The organism is Synergistetes bacterium HGW-Synergistetes-1, assembly GCA_002839185.1.
In the GTDB taxonomy this organism is placed as follows: Bacteria; Synergistota; Synergistia; order Synergistales; family Synergistaceae; genus Caenicola.
The window spans coordinates 38,719-61,869 of sequence record PGXO01000010.1 but is presented as its reverse complement, the minus strand read 5'-3'; the positions used below and the strand labels follow the sequence as shown (position 1 = coordinate 61,869).

23 protein-coding genes, 1 tRNA gene and 1 pseudogene are annotated in these 23,151 nt (G+C 49.4%); 13 read left to right on the top strand and 12 right to left on the bottom strand.

From position 1 onward, the window contains the following. Positions 1 to 8: 8 nt before the first annotated feature. Positions 9 to 209: pseudogene (locus CVV54_08765) on the bottom strand (hypothetical protein). A 131-nt stretch (positions 210 to 340) separates the two neighbouring features. Here CVV54_08765 and CVV54_08760 point away from each other — a divergent pair. The 7 genes from CVV54_08760 to CVV54_08730 all read left to right on the top strand — a co-directional run bounded on the left by CVV54_08760 (position 341) and on the right by CVV54_08730 (position 7,175). Then, positions 341 to 1,054, top strand: coding sequence for a GntR family transcriptional regulator (locus CVV54_08760; GenBank protein ID PKL03879.1), 714 nt, complete (start codon positions 341 to 343; stop codon positions 1,052 to 1,054). A gap of 14 nt (positions 1,055 to 1,068) precedes the next feature. Then, positions 1,069 to 2,217: a transcriptional regulator gene (locus tag CVV54_08755; GenBank protein ID PKL03784.1), complete on the top strand. Its 1,149-nt coding sequence runs from the start codon at positions 1,069 to 1,071 to the stop codon at positions 2,215 to 2,217. Positions 2,218 to 2,266: 49 nt separating this feature from the next. Beyond that, positions 2,267 to 2,956: a zinc metallopeptidase gene (locus CVV54_08750; protein ID PKL03783.1), complete on the top strand. Its 690-nt coding sequence runs from the start codon at positions 2,267 to 2,269 to the stop codon at positions 2,954 to 2,956. 109 nt (positions 2,957 to 3,065) lie between these two features. Further along, entirely contained in the window at positions 3,066 to 4,385 is a 1,320-nt protein-coding gene (locus CVV54_08745; protein PKL03782.1) for an RNA methyltransferase, read from the top strand. Positions 4,386 to 4,406: 21 nt separating this feature from the next. Beyond that, entirely contained in the window at positions 4,407 to 5,561 is a 1,155-nt protein-coding gene (locus tag CVV54_08740; GenBank protein PKL03781.1) for a penicillin-binding protein, read from the top strand. Next, positions 5,540 to 6,268 carry a ribulose-phosphate 3-epimerase gene (gene rpe / locus CVV54_08735; GenBank protein ID PKL03780.1) on the top strand — a complete coding sequence of 243 codons (729 nt, stop codon included), beginning with the start codon at positions 5,540 to 5,542 and terminating at the stop codon, positions 6,266 to 6,268. The genes CVV54_08740 and rpe overlap by 22 nt, the downstream gene beginning before the upstream one ends. Continuing rightward, a complete protein-coding gene (locus tag CVV54_08730) occupies positions 6,246 to 7,175 on the top strand; it encodes a hypothetical protein (protein ID PKL03779.1) in 930 nt (309 codons plus the stop codon). The genes rpe and CVV54_08730 overlap by 23 nt, the downstream gene beginning before the upstream one ends. A gap of 107 nt (positions 7,176 to 7,282) precedes the next feature. Here CVV54_08730 and CVV54_08725 read toward each other — a convergent pair whose 3' ends face one another. The 3 genes from CVV54_08725 to CVV54_08715 are packed head-to-tail and all read right to left on the bottom strand — an operon-like array spanning position 7,283 to position 10,051. Continuing rightward, the gene (locus CVV54_08725) at positions 7,283 to 7,633 is read right to left on the bottom strand and encodes a hypothetical protein (GenBank protein PKL03778.1); all 351 of its coding nucleotides are present in this window, start codon (positions 7,631 to 7,633) and stop codon (positions 7,283 to 7,285) included. Positions 7,634 to 7,668: 35 nt separating this feature from the next. Beyond that, on the bottom strand, positions 7,669 to 7,878 hold the full coding sequence (locus CVV54_08720; protein ID PKL03777.1) for a heavy metal transporter: 210 nt from the start codon (positions 7,876 to 7,878) through the stop codon (positions 7,669 to 7,671). A 10-nt stretch (positions 7,879 to 7,888) separates the two neighbouring features. Further along, on the bottom strand, positions 7,889 to 10,051 hold the full coding sequence (locus tag CVV54_08715; protein PKL03776.1) for a heavy metal translocating P-type ATPase: 2,163 nt from the start codon (positions 10,049 to 10,051) through the stop codon (positions 7,889 to 7,891). 72 nt (positions 10,052 to 10,123) lie between these two features. Here CVV54_08715 and CVV54_08710 point away from each other — a divergent pair. The 5 genes from CVV54_08710 to CVV54_08690 all read left to right on the top strand — a co-directional run bounded on the left by CVV54_08710 (position 10,124) and on the right by CVV54_08690 (position 14,111). Then, positions 10,124 to 10,211, top strand: a tRNA-Ser gene (locus CVV54_08710). A gap of 25 nt (positions 10,212 to 10,236) precedes the next feature. Then, positions 10,237 to 10,743: a hypothetical protein gene (locus tag CVV54_08705; protein ID PKL03775.1), complete on the top strand. Its 507-nt coding sequence runs from the start codon at positions 10,237 to 10,239 to the stop codon at positions 10,741 to 10,743. A 188-nt stretch (positions 10,744 to 10,931) separates the two neighbouring features. After that, entirely contained in the window at positions 10,932 to 11,675 is a 744-nt protein-coding gene (kdsB, locus tag CVV54_08700) for a 3-deoxy-manno-octulosonate cytidylyltransferase (protein ID PKL03878.1), read from the top strand. A gap of 99 nt (positions 11,676 to 11,774) precedes the next feature. Beyond that, a complete protein-coding gene (locus CVV54_08695; GenBank protein ID PKL03774.1) occupies positions 11,775 to 12,893 on the top strand; it encodes a hypothetical protein in 1,119 nt (372 codons plus the stop codon). 36 nt (positions 12,894 to 12,929) lie between these two features. Continuing rightward, positions 12,930 to 14,111, top strand: coding sequence for a DegT/DnrJ/EryC1/StrS family aminotransferase (locus tag CVV54_08690; protein PKL03773.1), 1,182 nt, complete (start codon positions 12,930 to 12,932; stop codon positions 14,109 to 14,111). 79 nt (positions 14,112 to 14,190) lie between these two features. On the opposite strand, the gene CVV54_08685 is transcribed toward CVV54_08690, so the two are convergent. The 3 genes from CVV54_08685 to CVV54_08675 form a co-directional block, all read right to left on the bottom strand. Continuing rightward, positions 14,191 to 15,354: an aromatic amino acid aminotransferase gene (locus CVV54_08685; GenBank protein ID PKL03772.1), complete on the bottom strand. Its 1,164-nt coding sequence runs from the start codon at positions 15,352 to 15,354 to the stop codon at positions 14,191 to 14,193. Then, positions 15,351 to 15,833 carry an AsnC family transcriptional regulator gene (locus tag CVV54_08680; protein ID PKL03877.1) on the bottom strand — a complete coding sequence of 161 codons (483 nt, stop codon included), beginning with the start codon at positions 15,831 to 15,833 and terminating at the stop codon, positions 15,351 to 15,353. Before CVV54_08680 ends, CVV54_08685 begins: the two co-directional genes overlap by 4 nt. 266 nt (positions 15,834 to 16,099) lie before the next feature. Beyond that, positions 16,100 to 16,450, bottom strand: a complete 351-nt coding sequence (locus CVV54_08675) for an ArsC family transcriptional regulator (GenBank protein ID PKL03771.1) — start codon at positions 16,448 to 16,450, stop codon at positions 16,100 to 16,102. Positions 16,451 to 16,610: 160 nt separating this feature from the next. On the opposite strand from CVV54_08675, the gene CVV54_08670 reads away from it, so the two are divergent. Then, positions 16,611 to 18,281 carry a CoA-disulfide reductase gene (locus tag CVV54_08670; GenBank protein PKL03876.1) on the top strand — a complete coding sequence of 557 codons (1,671 nt, stop codon included), beginning with the start codon at positions 16,611 to 16,613 and terminating at the stop codon, positions 18,279 to 18,281. Positions 18,282 to 18,375: 94 nt separating this feature from the next. Here the strand turns inward: CVV54_08670 and CVV54_08665 are convergent, their stop codons facing one another. The 5 genes from CVV54_08665 to CVV54_08645 all read right to left on the bottom strand — a co-directional run bounded on the left by CVV54_08665 (position 18,376) and on the right by CVV54_08645 (position 23,077). Further along, on the bottom strand, positions 18,376 to 20,355 hold the full coding sequence (locus CVV54_08665) for a heavy metal translocating P-type ATPase (GenBank protein ID PKL03770.1): 1,980 nt from the start codon (positions 20,353 to 20,355) through the stop codon (positions 18,376 to 18,378). An 84-nt stretch (positions 20,356 to 20,439) separates the two neighbouring features. Next, positions 20,440 to 20,829: an MOSC domain-containing protein gene (locus CVV54_08660; protein ID PKL03875.1), complete on the bottom strand. Its 390-nt coding sequence runs from the start codon at positions 20,827 to 20,829 to the stop codon at positions 20,440 to 20,442. A 49-nt stretch (positions 20,830 to 20,878) separates the two neighbouring features. Next, positions 20,879 to 21,382: a Fe-S cluster assembly scaffold protein NifU gene (gene nifU, locus CVV54_08655; protein PKL03769.1), complete on the bottom strand. Its 504-nt coding sequence runs from the start codon at positions 21,380 to 21,382 to the stop codon at positions 20,879 to 20,881. A 35-nt stretch (positions 21,383 to 21,417) separates the two neighbouring features. After that, complete coding sequence (gene nifS / locus CVV54_08650) at positions 21,418 to 22,593, bottom strand: cysteine desulfurase NifS (protein ID PKL03768.1); 1,176 nt, start codon at positions 22,591 to 22,593, stop codon at positions 21,418 to 21,420. Between the two features lie 13 nt (positions 22,594 to 22,606). After that, positions 22,607 to 23,077, bottom strand: a complete 471-nt coding sequence (locus tag CVV54_08645) for an Rrf2 family transcriptional regulator (GenBank protein PKL03767.1) — start codon at positions 23,075 to 23,077, stop codon at positions 22,607 to 22,609. Positions 23,078 to 23,151 lie beyond the last annotated feature (74 nt).

The following is a 23,151-nucleotide window of genomic DNA, read 5'->3' as shown; positions in this document are numbered from 1 at the left end:
GCCTCTTCATTTTCTCTGTCGATGTCGTTGAGGTAAGTCCTCCATATTTTAAGAGCGAGAATGGCGGAGACGACCCCCCCGATGAGACCGGCAGCTATCACCAGCGGTTTGCCCTGATCGAACATGTAGCCACCAAGGCCGCCCAAGGCATAGCCAAAGGCAATTATCGTTCCAAATGAAAGAATAAGGACCAAAAGTCGTTTGCACATGGGATAATTCTAGTCATAAAACGATATATGTCAAACTTGCCATAGTATGAATATATGTTATGATGAGACGTTGTTGAGCTGAGGTATAGAGTTTCATTTTGAAGATATATGTTTCAGGGGGAAAATTAGTGATACATTATTCAAGCTATTATAATACTTCATCAGATTTCGTATATCTTGAGCTGCGGTCCAGAATTGTTAACAAGCAGCTTAAGCCCGGGGAAAGGCTTCCCGAAGTTAAGATCTCCAGTGAGATGGGAGTCAGCCGAACTCCTGTCAGGGAAGCTCTTAGACGTCTTGCAAGCGAGGGGCTTGTAAAGATCATTCCCAACAGCGGGGCAAGAGTCGCAGCTCCCAGCGCAGCAGAGGTAGAGGGAGCTTACGATGTACGGGGATACCTTGAGGCTTTGAGCGTTCAGCTGGCGTGCAGAAATGGTATCGACAGGCGAACTGCGGAACGGTTCGAAGAGGTGCTTAAGGACGAGGAATCAGCCTTCCTCGCCCGTGACCTGGAGGCAAGTCTCGAAGCAAACAATAATTTCCACAGGCTGATAGCTGACGCAAGCAAAAACATCGTCCTCATCGAATACGTTGAAAATATAATTCTTCGAACGAATGTATATATTCTTTTCTACGATCCATTCACAGAGGAAAAAAATTACAGCACAGAGGAACACAGAAAAATACTGGCATCGATCATGTCCCGGGATGAAGAATCAGCGGACAGATTAATGAGGGACCATCTCCGCCACTCTCATGCGGTCCTTGAAAAACCATACGAGAGAAGAAATCTTCTGGCAAACATGAATGGTCTTGCTCAGCAGAATAAAGCATTTTCATCATAGGGAGGAATTGGGTTATGACAGGACAGAAAAAAATACCGTCCTTTGATCTGACAAGAAATTACAACAGGGTAAAAGAAGAGGTCAGAGTCGCCCTCGACAGGGTGCTTGAGACACAGCACTTTATTCTGGGACCTGAAGTTGAGGCCTTCGAGAAGGAGGTAGCGGCATACCTGGATGTCGAAAGCACGGTAAGTTGTGCATCCGGTACTGACGCCCTCGTGCTGGCCATCATGTCGCTGGGCCTCAAAGAGGGGGACGAGGTCATTACTACGCCCTTCACCTTCTTTGCAACGGCGAGCTGTATAACAAGGAACGGTGCAAAACCTGTTTTTGCCGATGTCGAACCTGACACCTACAATCTCTCCATGGAATCAGTCATGGAAAAGATAACCCCCAGGACAAAGGCGGTCCTCCCGGTACACCTTTTCGGGCAGACATGCAAGCTGGAACTGATAAAGGACGAACTCAGCCAAAGAGGGATAGCTCTTATTGAGGACTGTGCCCAGGCAATTGGAGCCCACAGGATGATCGACAAAAAGATCTGTAGGGCAGGGGCTATGGGAGATATGGGGTGTTTCTCATTCTTCCCGACTAAAAACCTCGGCTGCTACGGTGACGGAGGTATGGTATCCATACCTCACGGTAAGGAAGGCGCCGAACGCATAAAGAGCCTTAGGGTCCACGGTTCGGGCAAAACATATTTCCACGATGAAGTTGGGATAAACAGCCGCCTTGATGCAGTCCAGGCAGCCATACTTAGAGTAAGGCTCCGCCATCTGGAGGAGTGGAACGAAGAGCGCAGGATAGTGGCCGAAAGATATATGATCCTCTTCAAAGAGAAGGGGCTTCTTGACAAGGTCACTCTTCCGGTCGAAGCTGCCGGCAACAGACATGTATATCACCAGTATGTAGTTAAGGCTGAGAGAAGGGATGATCTCCAGGCATATCTCGAAGAGCGCGGTGTTGTGACAAGAGTCTACTATCCGCTGCCCCTCCATCTCCAGCACTGTTTCTCATACCTTGGATATAAAGAAGGGGACTTCCCTGTTTCTGAAATGCTGACGGACACTGTTCTGGCACTGCCCATTTTTCCTGAACTCCTGCCGGAGGAACAGGAAAGAGTCGTCGAGGAGATTGCGGGATTTTACGGAAGACACAATTAGTCTGACTAATATAGACTAATATAGTATATTACAAGGGAGGTGTCGTAAAATGATGTTCCCATATTTGGATTCGACCATAGTTCTGTTGATACCTGCGATGCTCTTTTCTCTCTGGGCTCAGTTCAAGGTGAAGGGAGCTTTTTCAAGATACAGTGAAGTTAGGGCCGCAAGCGGCGTAACCGCGGACCAGGTCTCCAGGGTCCTGCTTGATAAATTTGGGCTTGGCAATGTAAGGGTGGAGAGGATACAGGGCCATCTTACAGACCATTATGACCCGAGGAGCAAGGTGCTTCGCCTTTCAGATGCGGTATCGGGCAATTCAAGCATCGCCGCTATAGGTGTTGCTGCCCATGAAGTTGGACATGCGATCCAGGACAAAGAAGGCTATGCCTTCCTTCGCATCAGAAATTCGATAGTTCCCGCTGTTAATATTGGCTCTACTGTCTCCATGCCCCTTTTCTTCATAGGGCTGATAATGGGCTATACCCCGCTGCTCAATATAGGCATACTGCTCTTCTGCGGAGTCCTTGTATTCCATCTTGTGACCCTGCCCGTAGAGTTCGATGCGAGCGCGAGGGCACTCAAGCTCCTTTCTGAGACAGGTCTTTTGGCAGGCAACGAAGTGGGCGGTGCAAAAGCTGTTCTCGATGCGGCCGCGCTCACTTATATAGCAGCTCTTGTCATGACCATACTTCAGCTGGTAAGACTGCTCGCCCTCAGAGGGATGCGCAGAGACTAGAAAAATAGTGTAAAATATCGGGAGGTGGCATAAGGCTGCCTCCTTTTTTGTTATATTTGAAGCGTTCCATGAAAAAGCGGTATTCCGCACATAGAGGTGATCGGCCCCGATGAGAGGTATTGAAGCAGCGCTCCAGGTGTATGGCGAAGTAAGCGAAGGCGCCTTTGCCGCTGAAGCGCTCAGGAAGTTATATACGGATATTGCTCCTTCTGACAGGGTACTTGCTGCGACTCTCGTTTACTGTTCGCTGAGAAGACAGGGACTCTGGAAGCATCTGCTCATGAAATACTGCAGACGCAACACAAAAGATATGTCGCAACTTACCCATAACGCTCTTATGATTGGAATAGCAGGGATAGTGGAGCTTAAATATTTCGCACTTCCTGTTCTCATCAACGGCCTTGTACAGGCAATAAAATCAAAAGGCGATGATCACGATATAGGACTTGTCAATGCTGTCCTGCATACAGTAGCAGATGAAGCCAAGCCATATCTGGCAGAGCTGAAAAAAAGCAGCGCACTCAGGGACCAGGCACTTTACTGGGGTATCCCGGGGTGGGCGGCTGCTCAGTGGTCCAAGGACATGTCTATATCGGAGGCAAAGCACCTTGTAAAGTCAAGCGGAATGAGAACATATCTTTCGCTCAGGCTTTCGCATGGAGTAGACAGGGAAGAATGGCTGCATGAGTACCGGGCTTCAGGGAAAAAAGCCTGGTCATCCCCCTTTCTTGAGAGGTCGGTCCGCACCCCGGCGAATCCTTACCCGCTTGAGATCCCCGGATTTTCAGAGGGCAGGATAACACCTCAGAGTGAGTCATCAATGTTTGTTGCGGATGCATTTTCCAGACGCTGGAAGGGTGAGCCTCTGCTTGATATGTGTTGCGGACGGGGCATTAAGACAGGTCAGCTTGCTGATATGATGCCGGAAGCAAAGATCGAGGCATGGGACATATCTGAAGGCCGGATAAAGTCCGCAGAGTACGAGATGATAAGAATGTGCACCGGGGACAGAGTCAGTTTTTACTGCGGAGATTCCCTCAGCCTTGAGCCTAAAACAGAGCCTAAAGCGATACTCCTGGATGCTCCATGTACCGGGAGCGGTACGTGGGGAAGGCATCCGGAGAGCAAATGGAGGATAACTCCCGAGATGGTTTTAGATGCGGCGGATCTTCAAAAAAAACTCCTTGACAGAGCAGTATCTCTCGTTGCACCGGGAGGCATTGTGGCATACAGCACATGCAGCATGTTCAGAGAAGAGAATGAGAAGGTAGTTGCTGCGGTAATGGCTCAGCACCCTGAACTTACCGAAGTTCCCGTTGAAAGAAGCCATAAGCTCATGTCAAAGGGCAAACCGTACGGTACTCTGATCTGGCCCGGTCTTCCATGGATCGATGGTTTCTATCTGGCGCTTCTTGTAAAGCGCAAATAGAGGAGAAAGGGAGCGTTTTTTATGGGTAAAATTCATCGCTGGGGTATGGTAATAGCATTTATAGTGATCATAGCCAGTGCATATTTAGGGATAAAGACAGTTTTTATTGAGGACAATAGTGCCACCGTGCCAAACATGGCAGGCCTGCAGCTAGTAGATGCCGTAGAAGCTCTTCAGAAGGAAGGACTCCTTGCCAAAGTCGACCAGGTCGATTCGCCTGAAAGGGCAGACACAGTGATCTCTCAGAATCTCCCGGCAGGAGAGAAAGTATCAAAGGGAAAAGTGGTCATCGTCAGGGTCAGCAAAGGCGGATCCATACTCCCGGTCCCGGATGTAAGGGGCCTGAAGTTTGAGGAAGGCGTAAAAAGGCTAAGCGAAGCGGGTTTTAAAGTGGACAAGATAACCAGGGTGACAGATAAACTTAAACCCGCCGGATCGATAATTGCCCAAAACCCAGCTGCACCTCAGCAGGTCGCGGCTAACTGCATGGTCAGCCTCCTTGTCAGTTCAGGCGGCAGCAGCGGAGGTGCATTTGTAAGCGTCCCTGATCTCAAAGGCCAGGGAGTTGATGTGGCGGCCGAGGTGCTCGAACAGATAGGACTCACAGTGGGAAGCAGTACAGAAACGCCTTCAGCAGAGGTCGCTGCAGGTACGGTATTAAGGACCAATCCCAAGAACGGGGCTAACGTCCCTGCCGGAACGCTGATAAATCTTACGATAGCAAGAGCTTTAAAGCCGGGCGAGGCATCCAGTGAAACACCCCCGGCTGACGACCAGGATACTCAGAGGGCCGCTGCCGTCAGGACTGTTGTGATCAAAAACACCGAACCTTCTGATATCCCGACGAAGCTGCCTGAAAACCCGGCCCCCGTTCCGTCACAAGAAGCAAATAAAGTGGAAGTCAAAAACGAGGCAGAGCCTGTAAAAGTCCCGCAGCCGGAAAAACCTGTTCCTGCAGTCGCTCAGAAAACGGCAAAACTGAGATACCAGGTCCCGCCTCTGACTAAACCTCTCTCTCTGAAGATAGAGCTTACAGACGACACGGGAACAAAGGTCATTAAGGATGTCATGGCAAATGGCAGCGAGTATATCTCGATGAATGTTCCTTACGCCGGACAGGCCACGATTACCATTTATCTGGGAGGTGACTTCGTATGGCAGGATCGTTTCAAATAATAAATGAGATGGAAGGCAGGAGCGTGATCATTTCGCCCTCACTGCTTTCCGCGGATGTCCTCAATATGGAGAGGGATATCGAAAAAATCGAGAAGGAAGCCGAATGGCTCCACCTCGATATCATGGACGGACATTTTGTGCCGAACCTTTCATACGGACCCTCTCTTTTAAAGGCCCTAAGAAAGAGATACCCAGACAAATTTATTGATGTACATATTATGGTCGAACCTCCGGAAGCCTTTACAGGAATGTTCCTTGCGGAGAAGCCTTCGGTGCTGACTGTTCACGCTGAAGCGACCCCGCACATACATAGGGTACTCCAGAGCATAAGGCACGAAGGTGTTCCCTGCGGCGTTTCCATCAACCCTGGAACACCCGTTGAAATACTATATCCTATCCTTCACATGGTCGACCTTGTCCTGGTAATGTCAGTCAATCCGGGATACGGTGGACAGTCATTCATACCCGAAACTCTTAAGAAAGTATCGGCTCTGGCGGAATGGCGCAGGGCAAACGAAGGCGGCTATCTTATCCAGATGGATGGCGGGATCGGCCCTGACAACACGGAACTTGCCGTGAGACATGGGTGTGACGTACTGGTCGCAGGAAGCGCAATATTCAGCAAGCCGGATCCGACAGCGGTGATCAGGGAAATGCGCGTCAACGCAGAAAGGGGGCGTCAGATTGGAAAAAAAAGAAACTTATAATGAAGAACAAAAGACCCAGATACAGATAAAGGAACTCGGGTCACGCCTGAAGAGCATAAGGGAAGCCCAGGGACTTTCAATAGCAGATGTTTCCAATGTGACCAAAATACAGAAACACTACCTGGCTGCGATCGAAGAGGGAGATCTTGATCATCTGCCAAAGGGCCCTTATGTCAGGAGTTTCATACGACAGTACTGTGATCACCTCAGCGCTCCTGATATATGGAAAAGCTACGACGTCATAACCAAAAGGCAGAAAGCGGCAGAGCCGCCGATCCCTGCCGGGGACGAAACGAATTACAGCGATTCTCCTAAGATATTCAAGCCGAGATCTTTTTTGTGGCTCTATCTTTTGATAGTTCTGTCACTTGGGGCTGCTGGCTGGATAACCTGGCAGTACAGGGGTGACATTAAAACTTCCGCAACAAGTCCTATAGACGGAGGAACGACCGGTACAGTCAGGGAGCAGCAGCCGGAAGCGCCGCTGTCGGCAGACCAAGCAGTACCCCCGGTATCAGGTGATACTGTCAGCAAAGACGAGCAGACAGACCTCTCATGGATGGACGGCAAACAGCCTCAGCCGGCAGCTGAAGCCGCTAAAGCTCCGGAAACGCAGGCCGGAGTAACGAAGCAGGCTGCCGGACCCAGATCCGTAAAGGTGACGGCTGAAAATGCCTATGTATGGACGAAGATAAGCCAGGGGGAGAAAATACTCTTCGAAGGAACTATGAAGCCCGGTGAGTTTAAGGAGTATGAGGTCAGCTCAGGCCTGCCGATTAGGGTCAGGATAGGAAAACCCGGCAGTACTTCGATACTTTGGGAGGGCAAAAAGATATTTCCTGTAGCGCCTGGCAGCGATCCGGCGACTAAATTTTTCTGGCCTGACGGAAAGATCACCGACAGTTGATCCGTTATTTCTCTGAACTGACTGGTTAAGGATATTAAAGAGGGAAGCCCATGGTCTCAGGAAGGCTTCCCTCTCTTTTTTGCTTTTTATTGTGGAATCCTCATGTACTAGGGAATAGTTATTTCAGATTCTGTTGAGCCCATAATGTTGCATACAAGCTGGACCCTTACATGTGAACCAGATTTCAGTCCCTTTAAAATAACCCTGTCACTGAACCCGCCCGGATCTCCCTGTTTATCGTACTGTTTCAGAAGCAGCTGCTTATTGCCCTCAAATACTGTAAGAGTGAGGATGTAATGTTTAACAGGATCGTTGACACTGTGCTCAGCTGTTACGGTCAGGGTCTCAGACGCTTTGTCCCAAACTGCATTTGCATTTTTCGGGGGGTGAGCGAAGGATGAACCTGCTGAGACCAGTATCAATAGCGCTGTAATGGCATAGATCAAGGTCTTTTTCATTTTTATTCCCCCTTATCTGAAATCATTTTACCATATTAATTATTTATTTGTGCCTCATACCCTGCATCATCAATGGCTTTGATAAGTACTTCTTCTGAAACATCTGCTTCTGCTTCCACGATCTTTGTCTCCAGATCAAGTGATATTACGTTTCCGCCAAGAGATGAAACAGCTTCACGGATGCGTTTTTCACAATGGCCGCACATCATTTCCGGAATTAAGAGTGTAAATTTTTTCATTTTCATGTCCTCCTTGTTATTTGTCTGCCGAACCTGAGATGCGAAGAGAGTTCAAAATAACTGTAATAGAACTTGCTGCCATCGCCAGCTCTGCTACGAGCGGATGGAGCAGCCCCAGCATTGCAAGCGGGATGGCAATGATGTTATAGAAAAATGCACCAAAAAGATTCTGGCGGATTACCTGCCATGTCTTATCAGATATTTTAACAGCCGAAACTATTTTTGAGATGCCGCCTTTCAGGATCACTATGTCTGCGCTGTCGACCGCGAGATCCATACCTCCGCCCATCGCTACACCGACATGGGCGCCCTTCAGAGCTGCGGCATCGTTTATTCCGTCTCCTGCCATAAGAACTTTCTTGCCCTTGCTCTGGGTCTCCCTAACTATTGAGAGTTTATCTTCGGGACGGACTTCCCATCTGACGTTCTTTATCCCTGCCTGTTCGGCAATTTCCAGTGCTGCCTCCATACCGTCTCCAGTGGCCATCATCGTGGTTATGCCAAGTTTCGCCAGGGCTGAGACAGCCTCTTTTGAATCTTCTCTTATCGGATCAGAGATGGCAAAAAAGCCGACAGGGATGTCGTTTTTTCTCACTTCAACTATAGATCGTGCAAGAGCAGATCTGGCTGTCCATTTTGATCTGTTGAGAGGTCTGCCCACGAACCATTCGACATCTCCCCATTTTCCTGTCACGCCCTCTCCAGGTATCTCTTCAACGCTTTCCGGTTTGTCGTACTCACGTGTACCCAAGGCCCTGACGACAGATTTGGCTACAGGGTGTCCTGAATTGGATTCCAGGGCGAAGGCGAAGGGGATCGCCTCATCTTCAAGTTCCCATTCAAGCACTTCCGGTTCGCCTACGGTCAGTGTGCCTGTCTTGTCGAGGATGGCATGGTCAACTTCGTGCAATGTCTGGATGGCCTCCGCATTTCTTATCAGAAGACCGTTTTTTGAAGCCTCACCGGTGCTGACTACAAGTGCAAGCGGAGTCGCGAGTCCAAGTGCGCACGGACATGCTATTACCAGAGTTGCCACGAAGGAATATGCGGCCGCGGATACAGGCGAACTGAATGCCGTTGGCCATGGGAGATATGCTGCCAGCGGCGCAACATAGACAGAAAGGCTGTTGAAAAAGAAAAACCATGTCAAAGCGCTTATGACAGCCAGCGAAATCACGGCCGGGACGAATTTTATGGTTATCCTGTCTGCAAGATCCTGAAGGGGCACCTTGCTCCCCTGGGCTTCCCTCACCAGGTCGAGCATTTTTGAGAGGAATGTGTCCTCACCTACTTTTGTTGTCCTGATCAGAAGGACGCCTGAGAGATTCATAGCTCCCCCTGTGACGTCAGACCCAACATCCTTGACTGCAGGCTGGGATTCGCCTGTCAAAAGGGATTCATCGACTCCGGAAAGCCCTTCCTCAACTATTCCGTCAAGCGGGATCCTTTCACCAGGGTTGACCTGGATCATCGTGTCAGGTTTGACCGCTTCAATTGGCACCATGAGAGTCTTGCCGTCAGAGACGACACGGGCTTCCCTCGGCTGAAGGGTCATAAGCGCCTTCACCTGTTTTGCGGCCTTGTCCCTCAGATGGGACTCAATATACCTGCCTGTGAGGTGGAGCATCAATATCATAACTCCTATTGTTCCGAAGGAAGGGATGTCAAGACCTGAATAATTCATGAGCGCTGTCACCCATGAGGCCACGGCGCTGATAGCTATAAGCGTATCCATGTTAGTGTGGGCGTGTGCAACTGCTATCCATGCCCCGCGGAGAGTTTTGCGCCCGCCCCAGAATATGGCGATGCCTCCCGCAACTATCTCCATTATCCCGTACCAGTGGTAGTGGATACCCATTGCCATATGCATGAACATCAGTACCGACATGGGGATGCCGATCAGAAGGATGAAGAAGAGGTCTTTTCTGGCCTCGCGGTATTTTATGTCATCTATGTCTGCGGGGGCCTCTTTAAGTATCTTATACCCGCTTTTTTCAACAGCATTCTCAAGCATCTCAAATGTGACAGACCCGTCCGCTGCAACAAAGACGCTTTCTGTCGCAAGATTGACGGAAGCATAAGATACCCCCTCGACTTTCGAGAGTGCTCTTTCAACTATTTTCGAACAGGTAGTACAGGTCATACCTGTTACGCGAAAAGACATTTTTAGTTCTGACATGGCCAACCTCCAAAAAAGATCACATAAAGACTTGCCTGAAATGAAAAGGCCGCTATAATATTAACGTTGTCCGGAGAGCTGTCCGAGTGGTCTATGGTGACTGACTTGAAATCAGTTGGGTGTCACAGCCCCAGGGGTTCGAATCCTCTGCTCTCCGCCAGGCTTTATATAAGGCGGCTTCCTTTATGGGGGCCGCTTATTGTTTTAATGATACGACACTCCCTATAATGGATACAGGTTTTTTTGCTGATATGGCTACTCGTAAAGAAACTGATAATGGGACATATATGATAAAATTTAAACATTCAGAAAAGGAAGCGGGGTTGCCCGGATTGAAAAGAATAGCTATATCTATGATCCTGATACTGATCTTTGCCATGCCGGCTTTTGCTGTTTTCAGCTCAAAGGGGCAGATACCCAACGGTGCTCCCGTCGAGTACCGTGGGCTCAAGGTAACATCAGAGGGAGTAAACATAACCTTGGTGAACAAAGGTGAAGCTCCTGTCAAATTTTCAGCTGCCTGCAGCTTTGTAGGAGATAACAGGAAAGAGATCGGTGATATCTTCATCGAGGAGATCTTGCTGGCTCCCGGTGAGGACAAGCAGTTCAAAGGCCTTTATTTCAAAGGAGATCTCAAACTGGCAAAAAAAGCAGCCTCTCTGAAGTGGACGATCTATACGCTCGAACAGTAAGGCCTGCATTATTTTTTTAAAAATATCCATCCTGAGGCCGCTTATACGCGGCTTTTTTTGTGCAAAAAAGTATTTGACAATTTTATTAAAGAGGATTATTCTTGGCCTCTAACCAAAAAATGACAGCAGAGAAAGCCGATATTTTCGGCCATACACTGCATAAGCTGTCTGAAAAGGAGGTTAGAGGGATGAAGACCCTTGCAGTGATCCCCGCAAGATTTGCAAGTACAAGACTTCCAGGAAAACCCCTCATTCCGATAGCTGGGGTACCGCTTGTCATAAGAGTTCTTTCAAATGTCAGCAGATGCAGAAATGTAGACAGGATAGTCGTCGCCACAGACGATGAAAGAATAGCTGCGCTTGTCCGTGAAAACGGAGGAGAGGCAATGATGACCCCCCCCGATCTTCCCAGCGGTGGAGACCGTGTAGCATGGGCCGCAGAGAGGATCCCCTCAGAATATGTAATAAATGTGCAGGTGGATGATCCCCTTGTCGGCAGCGACATGATAGACCCTCTAATTGAGGTGCTAAGCTCTGCTCAGGATGTCTCACTTGCCCTTCTCGCAAAAAAGATCGAACGGGATGAAGAGATAATATCTCCCGACATTGTTAAGATGGTCTTTGACAGGAATGGTAAAGGACTCTACTTCAGCCGTTCCCCGATACCCTTCCGGCGGAGTTCTGAAGGAACATGGTACAAGCACATCGGACCCTACGCCTGGAGGCGTGATCTACTGCTTGAGTTTTCAAAGTGGAAGCAGACTCCGCTTGAGAAGACAGAGAGCCTTGAGATGCTGAGGGTACTGGAAAGAGGCTATTCCATAAGGTGCATCGTAACGGAACGCGACACTATAGAGATAGATACCCCCAACGACCTGCTGAAGATAGAGGAACACCTTTCAGACCCCTCGAATTTCCAGACCTTTCCGTGACGTTTCAGTAAGAGTCGGAAATACGCACGCAGCTCAACGAAGCAGAAAAGATCTGTTTTGATCGTGACAGCCGGGAGAATATAAAAGGAGAAGTTGAAAATGGTAAGTGTTCCAACAAATATAAAGGCTTTTGTAAATTCCTCACCCTGGTGGAAAACGAATTTTCCAACTGCAGTGATCTGTTCAGATGACGGAGTCGGAGATCTGATAAAAAAACTTGAATGCGAGTCAAGGAGGCCATATTTTGTCCTAGACAGCGCTCTCCTTGAGCAGGAGGTTTTTCGTCCCCTGTTCAACCGTGCCCCTGTTTTCATTTTTGATGCGTCAGTCTCAGAACCGAAGACAGGAGACGTTGACAGGCTGGCTGAACTGATAAGGTCAGATCCCAGTTTTCCGGATCTGGCTGTAGCGGTGGGCGGCGGTTCGACAATGGATCTGACGAAAGCAGCTGCCATCTGTACCGCAAATCCGGGACCATCGTCCGGATATCAGGGATATGACATGGAAATGAATAAAGGACTTGATATATGGGTACTTCCAACGCTTAACGGAACAGGTGCAGAAATAACCCCCATAGCGGTATTGAGAGGCCCTGAAAAAAAACTTGGCATAAACAATAAATTTGTTGAGCCCGCTGTTGCGTTTATTGACCCGCAGCTTTCAGCAGGCGCAACAAAAGTCAACAGGTTCTTTACGCTTATGGACTGCTATTACCATCATTACGAAATCACAAAAAGCAGGACCAGCTCAGAGGATGCACTTACTGATGCGTCAAAGGGGCTGATGCTGGCAAGAGATGCGCTATCACATAAAATGGACAGGCATGAAACAGGGACTGCAATAAAAGCTGCGATGGCTTCAGTGCTTGGGGGAAGCAGCAGCATTGAAGGAAGGGTAGGTGCTGCACATGCTCTGTCATACGGACTCAGCAATTCTTCTCCTCATTTGCCCCACAGTGTTGCTGTAACGATTTCGATGCTGGCCATGGAGGAAATTTACCCTGACGGATACGCGGATACAATCAGATTCCTTGAATTGAACGGGATACCGTTTCCCAATGCTTCACACTATGGAATAAGCGAAAAAGACATAGACAAGATGACAAAGACTGCTCTCGGTATGGAAAAACTGTGGCAAAGCTGTTTTGGAAAAAACTGGCAGGCGGAGGCAACTTCGGAGTTTGTAAGAAATGCCTATAGAGAAATGACCGGAAACTAAGAAAGAGACGGCTGATCTGACCGGGGAGGAATCATTATGGCAGGAACCGAGATATTTGGAATGGAAGAAATTCAGGCACTGACTGATGTCATTGAAAGAAAGATGATCCACAGGTACGGTTCTCACTCTGTGAGAAACGGCATATACCGTGTGGAAGAATTTGAAGCGAAGGCTGAAAAAATAACGGGATCAAAGCATGCGCTTGCCCTTACAAACGGCACTGCCGCGCTTATCGTCGCCCTCAAAGGAATAGGAGTGGATCCTGGAGATGAGGTAATTACTTCTCCTTTCACCTTCATCGCGACTATAGAGGCTATAGTCGCATGCGGAGCAGTCCCCGTGCTCGGGGAGATAGATGAGACGCTCAGTCTTGACCCTCTATCAGCAGAAAAGCTGATAACCGAAAGGACAAAAGCGATAATGCCCGTGCACATGTTTGGAGGGGCAGCTGATCTTGACCCATTCATGGAGATCGGAAGGAAACACAGCATTCCTGTTATCGAAGATGCCTGCGAGGTTGTCGGAGGGACGTATAAAGGAAGGTATCTCGGATCGATAGGCAAGTGCGGGACCTGGAGCTTTGATCCCAATAAGACCCTCACTGTTGGAGAGGGAGGGATAGTCTTAACAGACGATGAAGATCTCTTCTTCAGGATGGACTGCTACCATGACCATGGACATATCCACAGCAAGGCGCACGACAGGGGCGAAGAGGGCAAGTTTGGTCTTGGAGTCAACTACAGGCTGAGCGAGCTCCAGGGTGCGCTGGGCGTAATTGCCCTGGACAAGATGGATGCTACGCTGGACAAGCTGAGGGCAACAAAGAAAAAGATACTGGACGCAGTCAAGGAGACCGGGATAAAGGCCCGCCCGCTGCACAACGTTGAAGGCGATACGGCTTCCCATCTGATATTCATGCTGCCCTCACCGGAGGCCGCTGTGAGTTTCAGGCGCGCGGCCGGGGAGGCTGGGACCGGTTTCAGCATAATATCGGAAAACACATGGCACTACGCAAAACACTGGAAGGCGCTTGAAGAGATGGGAGAAAAAGACATATTTGGGACAAAATCTCCCTCATATGCACCCGAAACCATGGCAGGGACAGAAGCTCTCCTCTGCAGGGCGGTAATGACCGGGCTTAACATAAACATGAGCGATGAGCAGATCGAAGGGATCATCAACTCTGTGAAGTGCGGCGCGAAAACCGCACTGAGCTGACAAAACCTTAGTGAAATTTAAATAAAAGGGGAGCAGCAGACTGACGTCCGCGGCCCCCCTGATTTTAATATCAAAAGGGTTATTGCCTCAGCCCCTCAATAAAACGAGCCATCCTTTTCATTGCTTCTTTCAGAGTATCGACAGAGTAGGCGTAAGAGATCCTGACGTGTTTGTCTCCGCACTCGCCGAATGCCGAGCCGGGAACAACGGCAACGTTCTCCGCTTTTAGAAGTGCCGTACAGAAATCTTCCGAGGTCATTTTGAACTCCGAAATGTCGGGGAAGACGTAGAAAGCGCCGTACGGCTCAAAGCAGGGAAGTCCCATCTCCCTGAACGCCTCCATGAGGAAACGTCTTCTCTGGTCGTATGATGCCTTCATCATCTCGATGTCTTTGTCGCCGTCCCTCAGTGCTGCCACAGCAGCATACTGGCTGACAGTAGGGGCGGACATTATGGCGAACTGGTGGATCTTCAGCATGTATTCCATGATATGGGCCGGAGCAAGCGCATAACCAAGACGCCAACCTGTCATGGCGTAGGCCTTGGAAAATCCGTTGATGAGTATCGTTCGTTCCTGCATGCCGGGCATATTTGCAATGCTTACATGAGCTCCCCTATAGGAAAGTTCGCTGTATATCTCGTCCGTTATCACTATAAGGTCGTGCCTGCGTACCACTTCGGCGATCTTTTCAAGATCTTCCCGCTCCATTATGGCTCCTGTAGGGTTGCTTGGGTACGACATAAGAAGAGCCTTGGTCTTTCCGGTTATCGCGGCTTCAAGTTTGTCAGGCGTCAGGCGGAACTCCGTATCGGAGCTGAGCGGTATCGGCACGGGCACTCCGTCAGAAAGCAGTATGCATGGCTGGTATGAGACGAAGCAAGGTTCGGGGTAGACCACCTCGTCACCCGGATCCAGAAGCGCCCTTAAGGCAATGTCTATAGCCTCGCTTCCTCCGATCGTCACAACCACCTCGTTTTTGCTGTCGTAATCAAGACCGTATTTTCTTTTGACGTTTTTGCATATCTCGTCCCTGAGCTCGGGAAGCCCGGCATTGGAGGTGTAAAATGTGCGCCCCTTCTGAAGTGCGTACATACCTTCCTCCCTGACGTGCCATGGAGTGTCGAAATCAGGTTCGCCGACCCCGAGGGATATTACGTCAGGAATCTCGTTGGCTATGTCAAAAAGCCTGCGTATGCCTGAGGGCTTTATCTTTTTGATCTTTTCGCAGATGAAGTCCCTCACGGCGTTACGACCATCCTCAGATCTTTGTGGGGTTCTATGAACGAAGTGCCGTGGTCCTTATACCTTACAAGCACTATGTGTGTGGCAGTGTTCTGCACCTCATCTATTACCGCGAGTTTTGAGGAAACGAAGAAAGCGATCTCCTTCATGGTCGCTTTTTTCAGTATCACTGTGAAATCATATCCTCCCGACATGAGGTAAAGAGACTCTACCTCCGGGAACTGATAGATCTTTTCCGCGATCTTGTCGAAGCCGTTGCCTCTCTGGGGTGTGACTTTCAGCTCGATAAGAGCGGAGATCTTTTCGTCGTCAGTCTTGTCCCAGTTTATAAAGGCATGGTATCCGCAGATGATATTTTCCTTTTCCATCGCATTTATTTCGGCGGCTGTCTCGCCAGCGTCGCATCCCAGCATTGAGGCGATGTCCTTAGCGTTCAGCCTGGCATCCTTTTCAAGTATCCCGAGTATTTTTTTCCTTATCTCTTTTTCCATTTTCAGGCCCTCCTATAAGTTACTCAGCATGCAGATTTATCACTTTACCGTAAAATTGGTAGAAGTGTAATTTTCATGCCTGAGGCAAAAAGAGTCAAGGGGCATATTCACTGAATGGACAAAAAATAAGGGGAGCTGACAGCTCCCCTTATTTCGGGGCTTTTGAAATCAACAGGCAGCACAGATAGAGCTTTCCGTAAGTTCTGAAGCGTTATCTGATATTGGAGATCATTGCCTCATAATTCAAATGATCATCAAATAAGTTTTTCTTCCCATTCTTCCTCTCTGAAGCCGGTGATGACAAAATCATCTCCTACGATAAGGGGCCTTTTGACAAGCATCCCATCGGTGGCAAGCAGCTTTATCTGCTCACATTCGGTCATATCCGGCAGCTTATCCTTAAGTTCAAGGCTTTTGTAGACCTGTCCGCTTGTGTTGAAAAATTTTTTCAGGTCAGCCCCGCTCATTTTGTGCCATTTTGTTATTTCCTCTGAGGTGGGGTTGTCGATCTTTATGTCGCGCTCCCTGTATTTGATCTTGTTTTTGTCAAGCCATTCCTTGGCTTTTTTGCAGGTCTCTCAAGTCGGTAAACATATGAACAGCATACAGTCCATCCCCTTTGCATAAGAATTATTTGCAGCTTTTACTGATTATCCGTTATATGATCATCTATGTACAGCGGGCATAGGAATGATGTTAATATATTGCTATGCTATATATTTTATTATGAAAAACATCCGACAGAACAAAAAGGGGGCAGCAAAAATGAAGGTGCTGGTAATAGGCGGAGTCGCAGGAGGAGCTACTGCAGCGGCGAGGCTGCGCAGGCTTGACGAGAAGGCTGAGATAATAATGTTTGAGAAGGGCCCTTACGTCTCATTTGCTGCCTGCGGCCTGCCGTACTTCCTCGGCGGAAGGATAGTCGATGACGTCAACAAGCTGATAGTGAGGACTCCTGAGCAGTTTGTCAGGAAGAATAATATTGACGCAAGAGTGAATAACAGAGTTACTTCTATAGACACGGAGAATAAAAAAGTAGAAGCCGAAGACCTCGTAACCGGGAAAAAGTACACAGAAAGCTATGACAAACTGATCATTTCAACAGGGTCTTTCCCCTTCCGTCCAAACATCCCGGGTATAGATTCAGAGGGGGTTTTTACCCTTTGGAACATTCCCGATGCTGTGAAGATAAAAGAGTTTATCAGCGATAAAAAAGTGAAAAACGTAGTGATAGTGGGCGGAGGCGCCATCGGGCTCGAAGTTGCCGAAAATCTGGCTGAGTCCGGCCAGAAGATAACCATAGTAGAGCTGAGCGATCACCTTATCGCGCCTTTGGACTCAGACATGGCTGTCCTTGTCAATAAATATGTCACGGAAAAAGGGATAGAGGTCATCCTAAATGATGGAGTCACTGCCATAGAGAAGAACGGTGACGGCCTTACGGTCAGGCTTCGGGAGAGCGGGGTCGGGACGGATATGGTCTTGATGTCAGTCGGTGCGAAGCCTCAGAGCGAGCTTGCCAAAGAAGCAGGACTCGATATCAACGAGCGCGGTTTCATAAAGGTCGATGACCGTATGATGACCTCGGATCCGGATATTTATGCAGTCGGCGATGTGACAGAGGTGAAAAACTTCATCACGGGAAAGCCTGCTTCGGTAGCTCTTGCAGGTCCCGCCAACAAGCAGGGGCGCATTGCCGCAGACAACATTGCCGGAATAAAGAGCAGGTACGGCGGGATACAGGGCACTGGGATACTGAAGATATTCGATATGACAGTTGCTTTTACGGGGCTGAGTGAAAAAGAGGCACAGAGGAACGGCCTTGATTTTGACAAGGTGCTGGTCTACCATCATCCCCATGCCGGCTATTACCCCGGCGGAGAGGAAATGGCGATGAAGGTCGTCTTCGAGGTGCCGACAGGAAGGATCCTCGGTGCTCAGATAGTCGGTCGCACGGGAGTAGACAAACGCTGCGACGTACTGGCCGCCTCCATCCGCATGGGTGCGACGGCTTATGACCTCACAGAGCTTGAGCTGGCATACTCGCCTCCTTTCGGGACCCCTAAGGACGCGGTAAACATGGTCGGGTTCGTCATTGAAAACGTTCTGTCCGGAAAACTTGAAAAGGTCGAATGGAACTCGATCGAAGGAATGCCTGCCGAAGAAGAGGCCATATTCATAGATGTCAGGGGAGACGATGACATCTCTGTCTCTGAAGTAAGAATAGACGGCTTCCGTCGCATACCTCTTGAGGAACTTCGCGGAAAGCTCAGCCAGCTGGACAGAAACAAGCCTGTATATGTCCACTGCAGAAACGGAAAAGAGGGCTACTACGCCGCGTGCCTCATGAAGCAGGAAGGTTTTGATGTTTCCAACCTTGACGGAGGATGTCTCTTCCGCGACTGCTCGATATGTTCCTGTGAGACAAAACCCTGATCACTGATAAAGATGGAATAAAAGGCCGGCCCCGCTTTCAAATAGTGGGCCGGCTTGATTTTTATGCCTTCGGGTATTGTTGGAGGTAAAGAAGTTATGCTCTTGATGCCCTTGTCGCATTGAGGATCGCAAGCAGGGCGACGCCGACATCGGCGAAGACCGCTTCCCAGAGGCCGGCTATCCCCGCCGCGCCCCCGATAAGGAATATGCCTTTTACGCCCAGAGCCATGAAGACATTCTGCCAGACGATAGTACGTGTCTTTCTCGCTATACGGAGAAGTTCAACAACCTTAAGAGGGGAGTCGTCAAGAATGACCGCATCTGCAACTTCAACTGCGACCTGCGAGCCGAACCCTCCCATGGCTATGCCCGTCTCCGAGGTCACAAGAACAGGGCCGTCGTTTATGCCGTCGCCTACATAGAGCGTCTTTTCAGTCTCTCCTTTGCATATCTCCTTCAATGCTTCAACTTTATCCTCAGGCATAAGTTCGGAACGATACCCGTCGAGGCCGAGTTCATCTGAAATCAGCCTGGCTACGCTTTCACGGTCTCCTGTAAGCATATAGACCTCTTTTATCCCCTGCTCGCGCAGCTCTCTTATTGCCCTTCCCGATTCTTTTCTGAGGCTGTCCTGAAGGACTATGTATCCCATATACAGATTGTCTTTCATGACATGGACTATAGTTCCGTGAGTGGAGACTTCCTCCGGTGTGATGCCGAAATCTCTCATAAGGGCTGCGTTTCCTGCTGCTGTGACAGAATCCCCCTTTGTAAGGATCATCCCTTTTCCGGAGGATTGTGTGATGAGAGCCTCATTGTCGATCTCCGTCTCCCCCGCAGCTTCAATTATCGATGCCGCCACAGGGTGAGTAGATCCCATCTCGACTGCTGCAGCGGTTTTCAGAAGATCTTCCCTGCTGACCTCTCCAAACGGGACAACTTTTGTGACCTTGAAACGGCCGTATGTAAGGGTCCCTGTCTTGTCGAATATTGCAGTCGTCACCTTGCTCAGAGCATCAAAGACATTGGCTCCCTTTACGAGTATCCCTCTTTTAGAAGCGCTTCCGATACCCCCGAAATATCCAAGAGGTATCGATATTACAAGTGCGCAGGGGCAGGATATGACCAGCAGTACCAGTCCCCTGTAAAACCATTCCCTAAGGTCCCCGTTGCCGGTAAGCGGCGGGATGAATGCCACCATAGAGGCCATGGCGAAAACAGCGGGAGTATACCATTTTGCAAATCTTGTGATAAACCTTTCAGTGGGTGATTTCCGTGCTGCCGCGTTCTGTACCATCTCAAGCATCCTTGCGATGGTGGAATCTTCAAAGGGACCTGCTGCCTCTATTGTGATGAGTCCGTCAAGGGCAAGAGTGCCTCCGTGTACCGGATCTCCCTGGATGGCATGGACGGGGACCGATTCACCGGTCATAGAAGATGAATCGATATCCGAGGCTCCGGATCTTATGATGCCGTCGATGGGTATCATCTCACCGGGCATGACCTGAATGATGTCCCCCTTTACTATCTCTTTCGGGTCTACATCGATCGGTTCACCATCTTTTATTACCCTTGCTGATAGGGGTTTGGTCGCCAGCAGGGCTTTTATCGAACGCCTGGATCCGGAGGAAGCCCTCTCCTGGAAAGCCTCTCCCAACCTGTAAAAGAGCATGACACCGACAGCTTCCGACATCTCCCCTATCGCTACGGCGGAGAGCGTGGCCGCTCCCATAAGGGTAAACTCGTTGAAAATATCAAACCTCGATATCGCACGGAGTGCCGATCTCAGTACAGGCATGCCGCAGACCAGGTATAGGGCGATGAAAGCCGAACCCAGCAGGACTCCGTTGACTGAACCGGAATAGAATTCTTCTGTGACGAGCAGCATGACGAATACTATTGCTGCTGCCGAGAGTAATTTTATCTCCCTGGCAAAAACAGCCTTTTCTTCGTTCTCATCGTCTTCGCATTCGCAGAAAATATTTTCATTTGCGGAGCATGAGCAGCATGAGCATTCGTGTTCATGTTGTTCGGCATTCTTGTCATGTTCTTTTTTGTGTTCAGTACCGCTCATTTTATCTCCTCCGTGACGCCTTCCTTATAAAAAAAGGCAGCAGGCGCATATAGCGCCCGGCTGCCTGAGGTCAGGCCGAATGATCTAATTATCGAACCGGACAGTATCTCCTGTCTTTACTTTTCCGCCCTTGATGACACGGGTGAAAATTCCCTTTTTGGGCATTATGCAGTCGCCGGTCTTTCTGAAGACCTCGCATTTCGTATGGCATTCCTTGCCTATCTGCGAGACCTCGAGGATCGTTTCCCCGACTTTGAGCCTGTCGCCTATCTTTAGGGCAGAAAGGTCGAATCCCTCAGTCGTCAGGTTCTCTGCGAAGCTTCCGGGTACAAGGTCCGGGAGCTTTTCCATCATGGTCCTTATGTCTTCGACAGCGATCAGGCTCACCTGGCGGTGCATGAATCCGGCGTGTGCATCTCCCTCTATTCCCAGTTCCTCAAGAAGGAGACCTTCTCTCACGTCATGCTTTATCATCCCTTTTTCAGGGGATGTGCAGACCGCTATTATCTTTCCTGGCTCATTTTTATTCTGCAGCACGATGGTCCTCGCTCACAAATGTTTCTTCTTCCTCTTCGTGGTCATGTCCGGCGCTTTCTCCGCATGAACCTCCACAGGCTGTGCAGGTCGTGTTGGTTTTGAATCCCTCTGGAGCCTTGCCGGTCTTACGGATGAAGTAATCTGCAACGGCTGCTTCGATCCCCTCCTGTGCAAGGAGTGAACAGTGCAACTTGGCAGGGGGCAGACCTCCGAGGGCCTCCGCTACGTCTTTGTTGTTTATCTTCAGCGCTTCTGTGATCGTCTTGCCCTTTACCATTTCGGTTATCATCGAGCTTGTCGCTATGGCTGCCGCGCAACCGAAGGTTTCGAACTTTATATCTTCAATGACCTCCTGGTCGTTGATCTTAAGATATATTTTCATCACGTCTCCGCATCTCGGATTTCCTACTTCACCTATCGCGTTAGCGTCATCCATCTTGCCTGCGTTTCTGGGATTCATAAAGTAATCTACTACTTTTTCGGTGTACATGATCTAACATCTCCTTAGTCAGGGATATTCAATATTTATTGGTTTTTCTTGTAGAAAGGCGACATAGAACGCAGCTTTTCTACGATTGGCGGGAATTTCTCCAGAACATAATCGATGTCCTCATCGCTCGTATCTTTGCTCAGCGTCATCCTTACAGAGCCGTGCGCCGTCGGGTGGTCAAGTCCAAGTGAAAGCAGGACATAGCTTGGTTCCAGGCTTCCCGAGGTGCAGGCCGATCCGCTTGATACCCCTATACCTGCTGCGTCCATAAGGAGGAGCATACCCTCGCCCTCGACATACTTGACGCAGATGCTGGCGTGGTATGGCAGCCTCTTTGTCCTGTGCCCTGTCAGTGTGATCTCCGGTATCCTTTCCATTAGGCCGTCGATCAGTTTGTCACGCAGACGCATCTCGTTGTTGATCTCGCCGCTTGCCAGACGGTTTGCAGCTAGTTCCGCCGCCATTCCGAAGCCTACGAGTCCCGGTGTGTTTTCCGTCCCGGAACGAACTCCAAACTCCTGGCCGCCTCCGTGTATCACCGGGATAAGCTTGATGCCTTTTCTGACATAGAGGGCGCCTACTCCTTTGGGACCGTACATCTTGTGGGCAGCCATGGTCATCATGTCTATCGGAAGATCCTTGACGTCGATTTTTATGTGCCCCGTGGCCTGTACTCCGTCTGTATGGAAAAGCACTCCATGTTTGCGGCAGACCTCGCCAAGTTCGGCTACGGGTTCGATAGTCCCTATCTCATTGTTTGCGAACATAATCGAGGCAAGTATCGTATCGGGCCTGATAGCCGCTTCCAGTTCCTTGGGATCTACCATTCCCGTCTCGTCAACGGGAAGGATAGTGTAGTCAAATCCGTTCTTCCCGAGCCATTTAACTGTGTCCAGAAGAGCGTGATGCTCGATCGAGCTGGTGATTATGTGTTTTCCTTTATCCTTCAGGGCCCATGCCGCTCCCTTGATGGCCAGGTTGTCGGCTTCGCTCCCGCCTCCGGTAAAGATTATGTCCTTCGGCTGCGCTCCGATAAGCTCTGCCACCTGTGCGCGGGCTTTGTCCACTCCAGCCCGTGCTTGTCTTCCCCAGGCATGGAGACTGTTCGGGTTTCCGTAATCTTCCGAGAAATAGGGAAGCATTGCTTCGAGCACTCTCTTATCTACCTGAGTTGTTGCTGAGTTGTCCAGATAAACTTTACGCGGTGTCATAACAAGTCACCTCTTAATTAGATTTAGATTCTATCTTCTTTTTATTGCAGCTACACTGAGGTATCCTGCAAATATTCGCTGACTGATCGACGAGATCCTGGAACGTTGTTCCGTCATAAACGCTTTCAAGTGCTGCCCTTGCCTTGTCCCAAAGTGGTCTGAAGACGCAGTCGCTGTAAAAATCGCAGTCATCATCCACGCGGCTCGTGCATTCAACGGGTCCGAGGGGCCCCTGGACGAACCTTATCACCTCTCCGACTGTAATTTTGTCGGCAGGCTTAAGAAGATAATATCCGCCCTCTTTGCCTCTCGCGGAATCGACAATGTCCGCGCCTTTGAGGCTGTTGAGGATGTTTTCAAGGAAACGTACCGGTATAGACTGCGCTTCGGCAATGGCCCCTATCTTGCAGGGACCCTCATCCTGATGTAGCGCGAGCTCGTATATAGCTCTAAGAGCGTATTGACACTTTTGTGAAATTGCCATAATCCTCACCATCCCTACCAAGCTAGTGAAGATTACTATTTATTGTCTATGTTGTCAATACATAAAATGCTTAA

Bases quoted from the DNA above. Each gene is read 5' to 3' on its own strand.
- CVV54_08690 (PKL03773.1), top strand. From the start codon at position 12,930: ATGGCAGGAACCGAGATATTTGGAATGGAAGAAATTCAGGCACTGACT.
- CVV54_08740 (PKL03781.1), top strand. From the start codon at position 4,407: ATGGGTAAAATTCATCGCTGGGGTATGGTAATAGCATTTATAGTGATC.
- CVV54_08715 (PKL03776.1), bottom strand. From the start codon at position 10,051: ATGTCAGAACTAAAAATGTCTTTTCGCGTAACAGGTATGACCTGTACT.
- CVV54_08665 (PKL03770.1), bottom strand. From the start codon at position 20,355: ATGAGCGGTACTGAACACAAAAAAGAACATGACAAGAATGCCGAACAA.
- CVV54_08705 (PKL03775.1), top strand. From the start codon at position 10,237: ATGGGGGCCGCTTATTGTTTTAATGATACGACACTCCCTATAATGGAT.
- CVV54_08725 (PKL03778.1), bottom strand. From the start codon at position 7,633: ATGAAAAAGACCTTGATCTATGCCATTACAGCGCTATTGATACTGGTC.
- CVV54_08720 (PKL03777.1), bottom strand. From the start codon at position 7,878: ATGAAAATGAAAAAATTTACACTCTTAATTCCGGAAATGATGTGCGGC.
- CVV54_08695 (PKL03774.1), top strand. From the start codon at position 11,775: ATGGTAAGTGTTCCAACAAATATAAAGGCTTTTGTAAATTCCTCACCC.
- CVV54_08645 (PKL03767.1), bottom strand. From the start codon at position 23,077: ATGGCAATTTCACAAAAGTGTCAATACGCTCTTAGAGCTATATACGAG.
- CVV54_08755 (PKL03784.1), top strand. From the start codon at position 1,069: ATGACAGGACAGAAAAAAATACCGTCCTTTGATCTGACAAGAAATTAC.
- nifS (PKL03768.1), bottom strand. From the start codon at position 22,593: ATGACACCGCGTAAAGTTTATCTGGACAACTCAGCAACAACTCAGGTA.
- CVV54_08750 (PKL03783.1), top strand. From the start codon at position 2,267: ATGATGTTCCCATATTTGGATTCGACCATAGTTCTGTTGATACCTGCG.
- rpe (PKL03780.1), top strand. From the start codon at position 5,540: ATGGCAGGATCGTTTCAAATAATAAATGAGATGGAAGGCAGGAGCGTG.
- nifU (PKL03769.1), bottom strand. From the start codon at position 21,382: ATGTACACCGAAAAAGTAGTAGATTACTTTATGAATCCCAGAAACGCA.
- CVV54_08670 (PKL03876.1), top strand. From the start codon at position 16,611: ATGAAGGTGCTGGTAATAGGCGGAGTCGCAGGAGGAGCTACTGCAGCG.
- kdsB (PKL03878.1), top strand. From the start codon at position 10,932: ATGAAGACCCTTGCAGTGATCCCCGCAAGATTTGCAAGTACAAGACTT.
- CVV54_08745 (PKL03782.1), top strand. From the start codon at position 3,066: ATGAGAGGTATTGAAGCAGCGCTCCAGGTGTATGGCGAAGTAAGCGAA.
- CVV54_08660 (PKL03875.1), bottom strand. From the start codon at position 20,829: ATGATAAAGCATGACGTGAGAGAAGGTCTCCTTCTTGAGGAACTGGGA.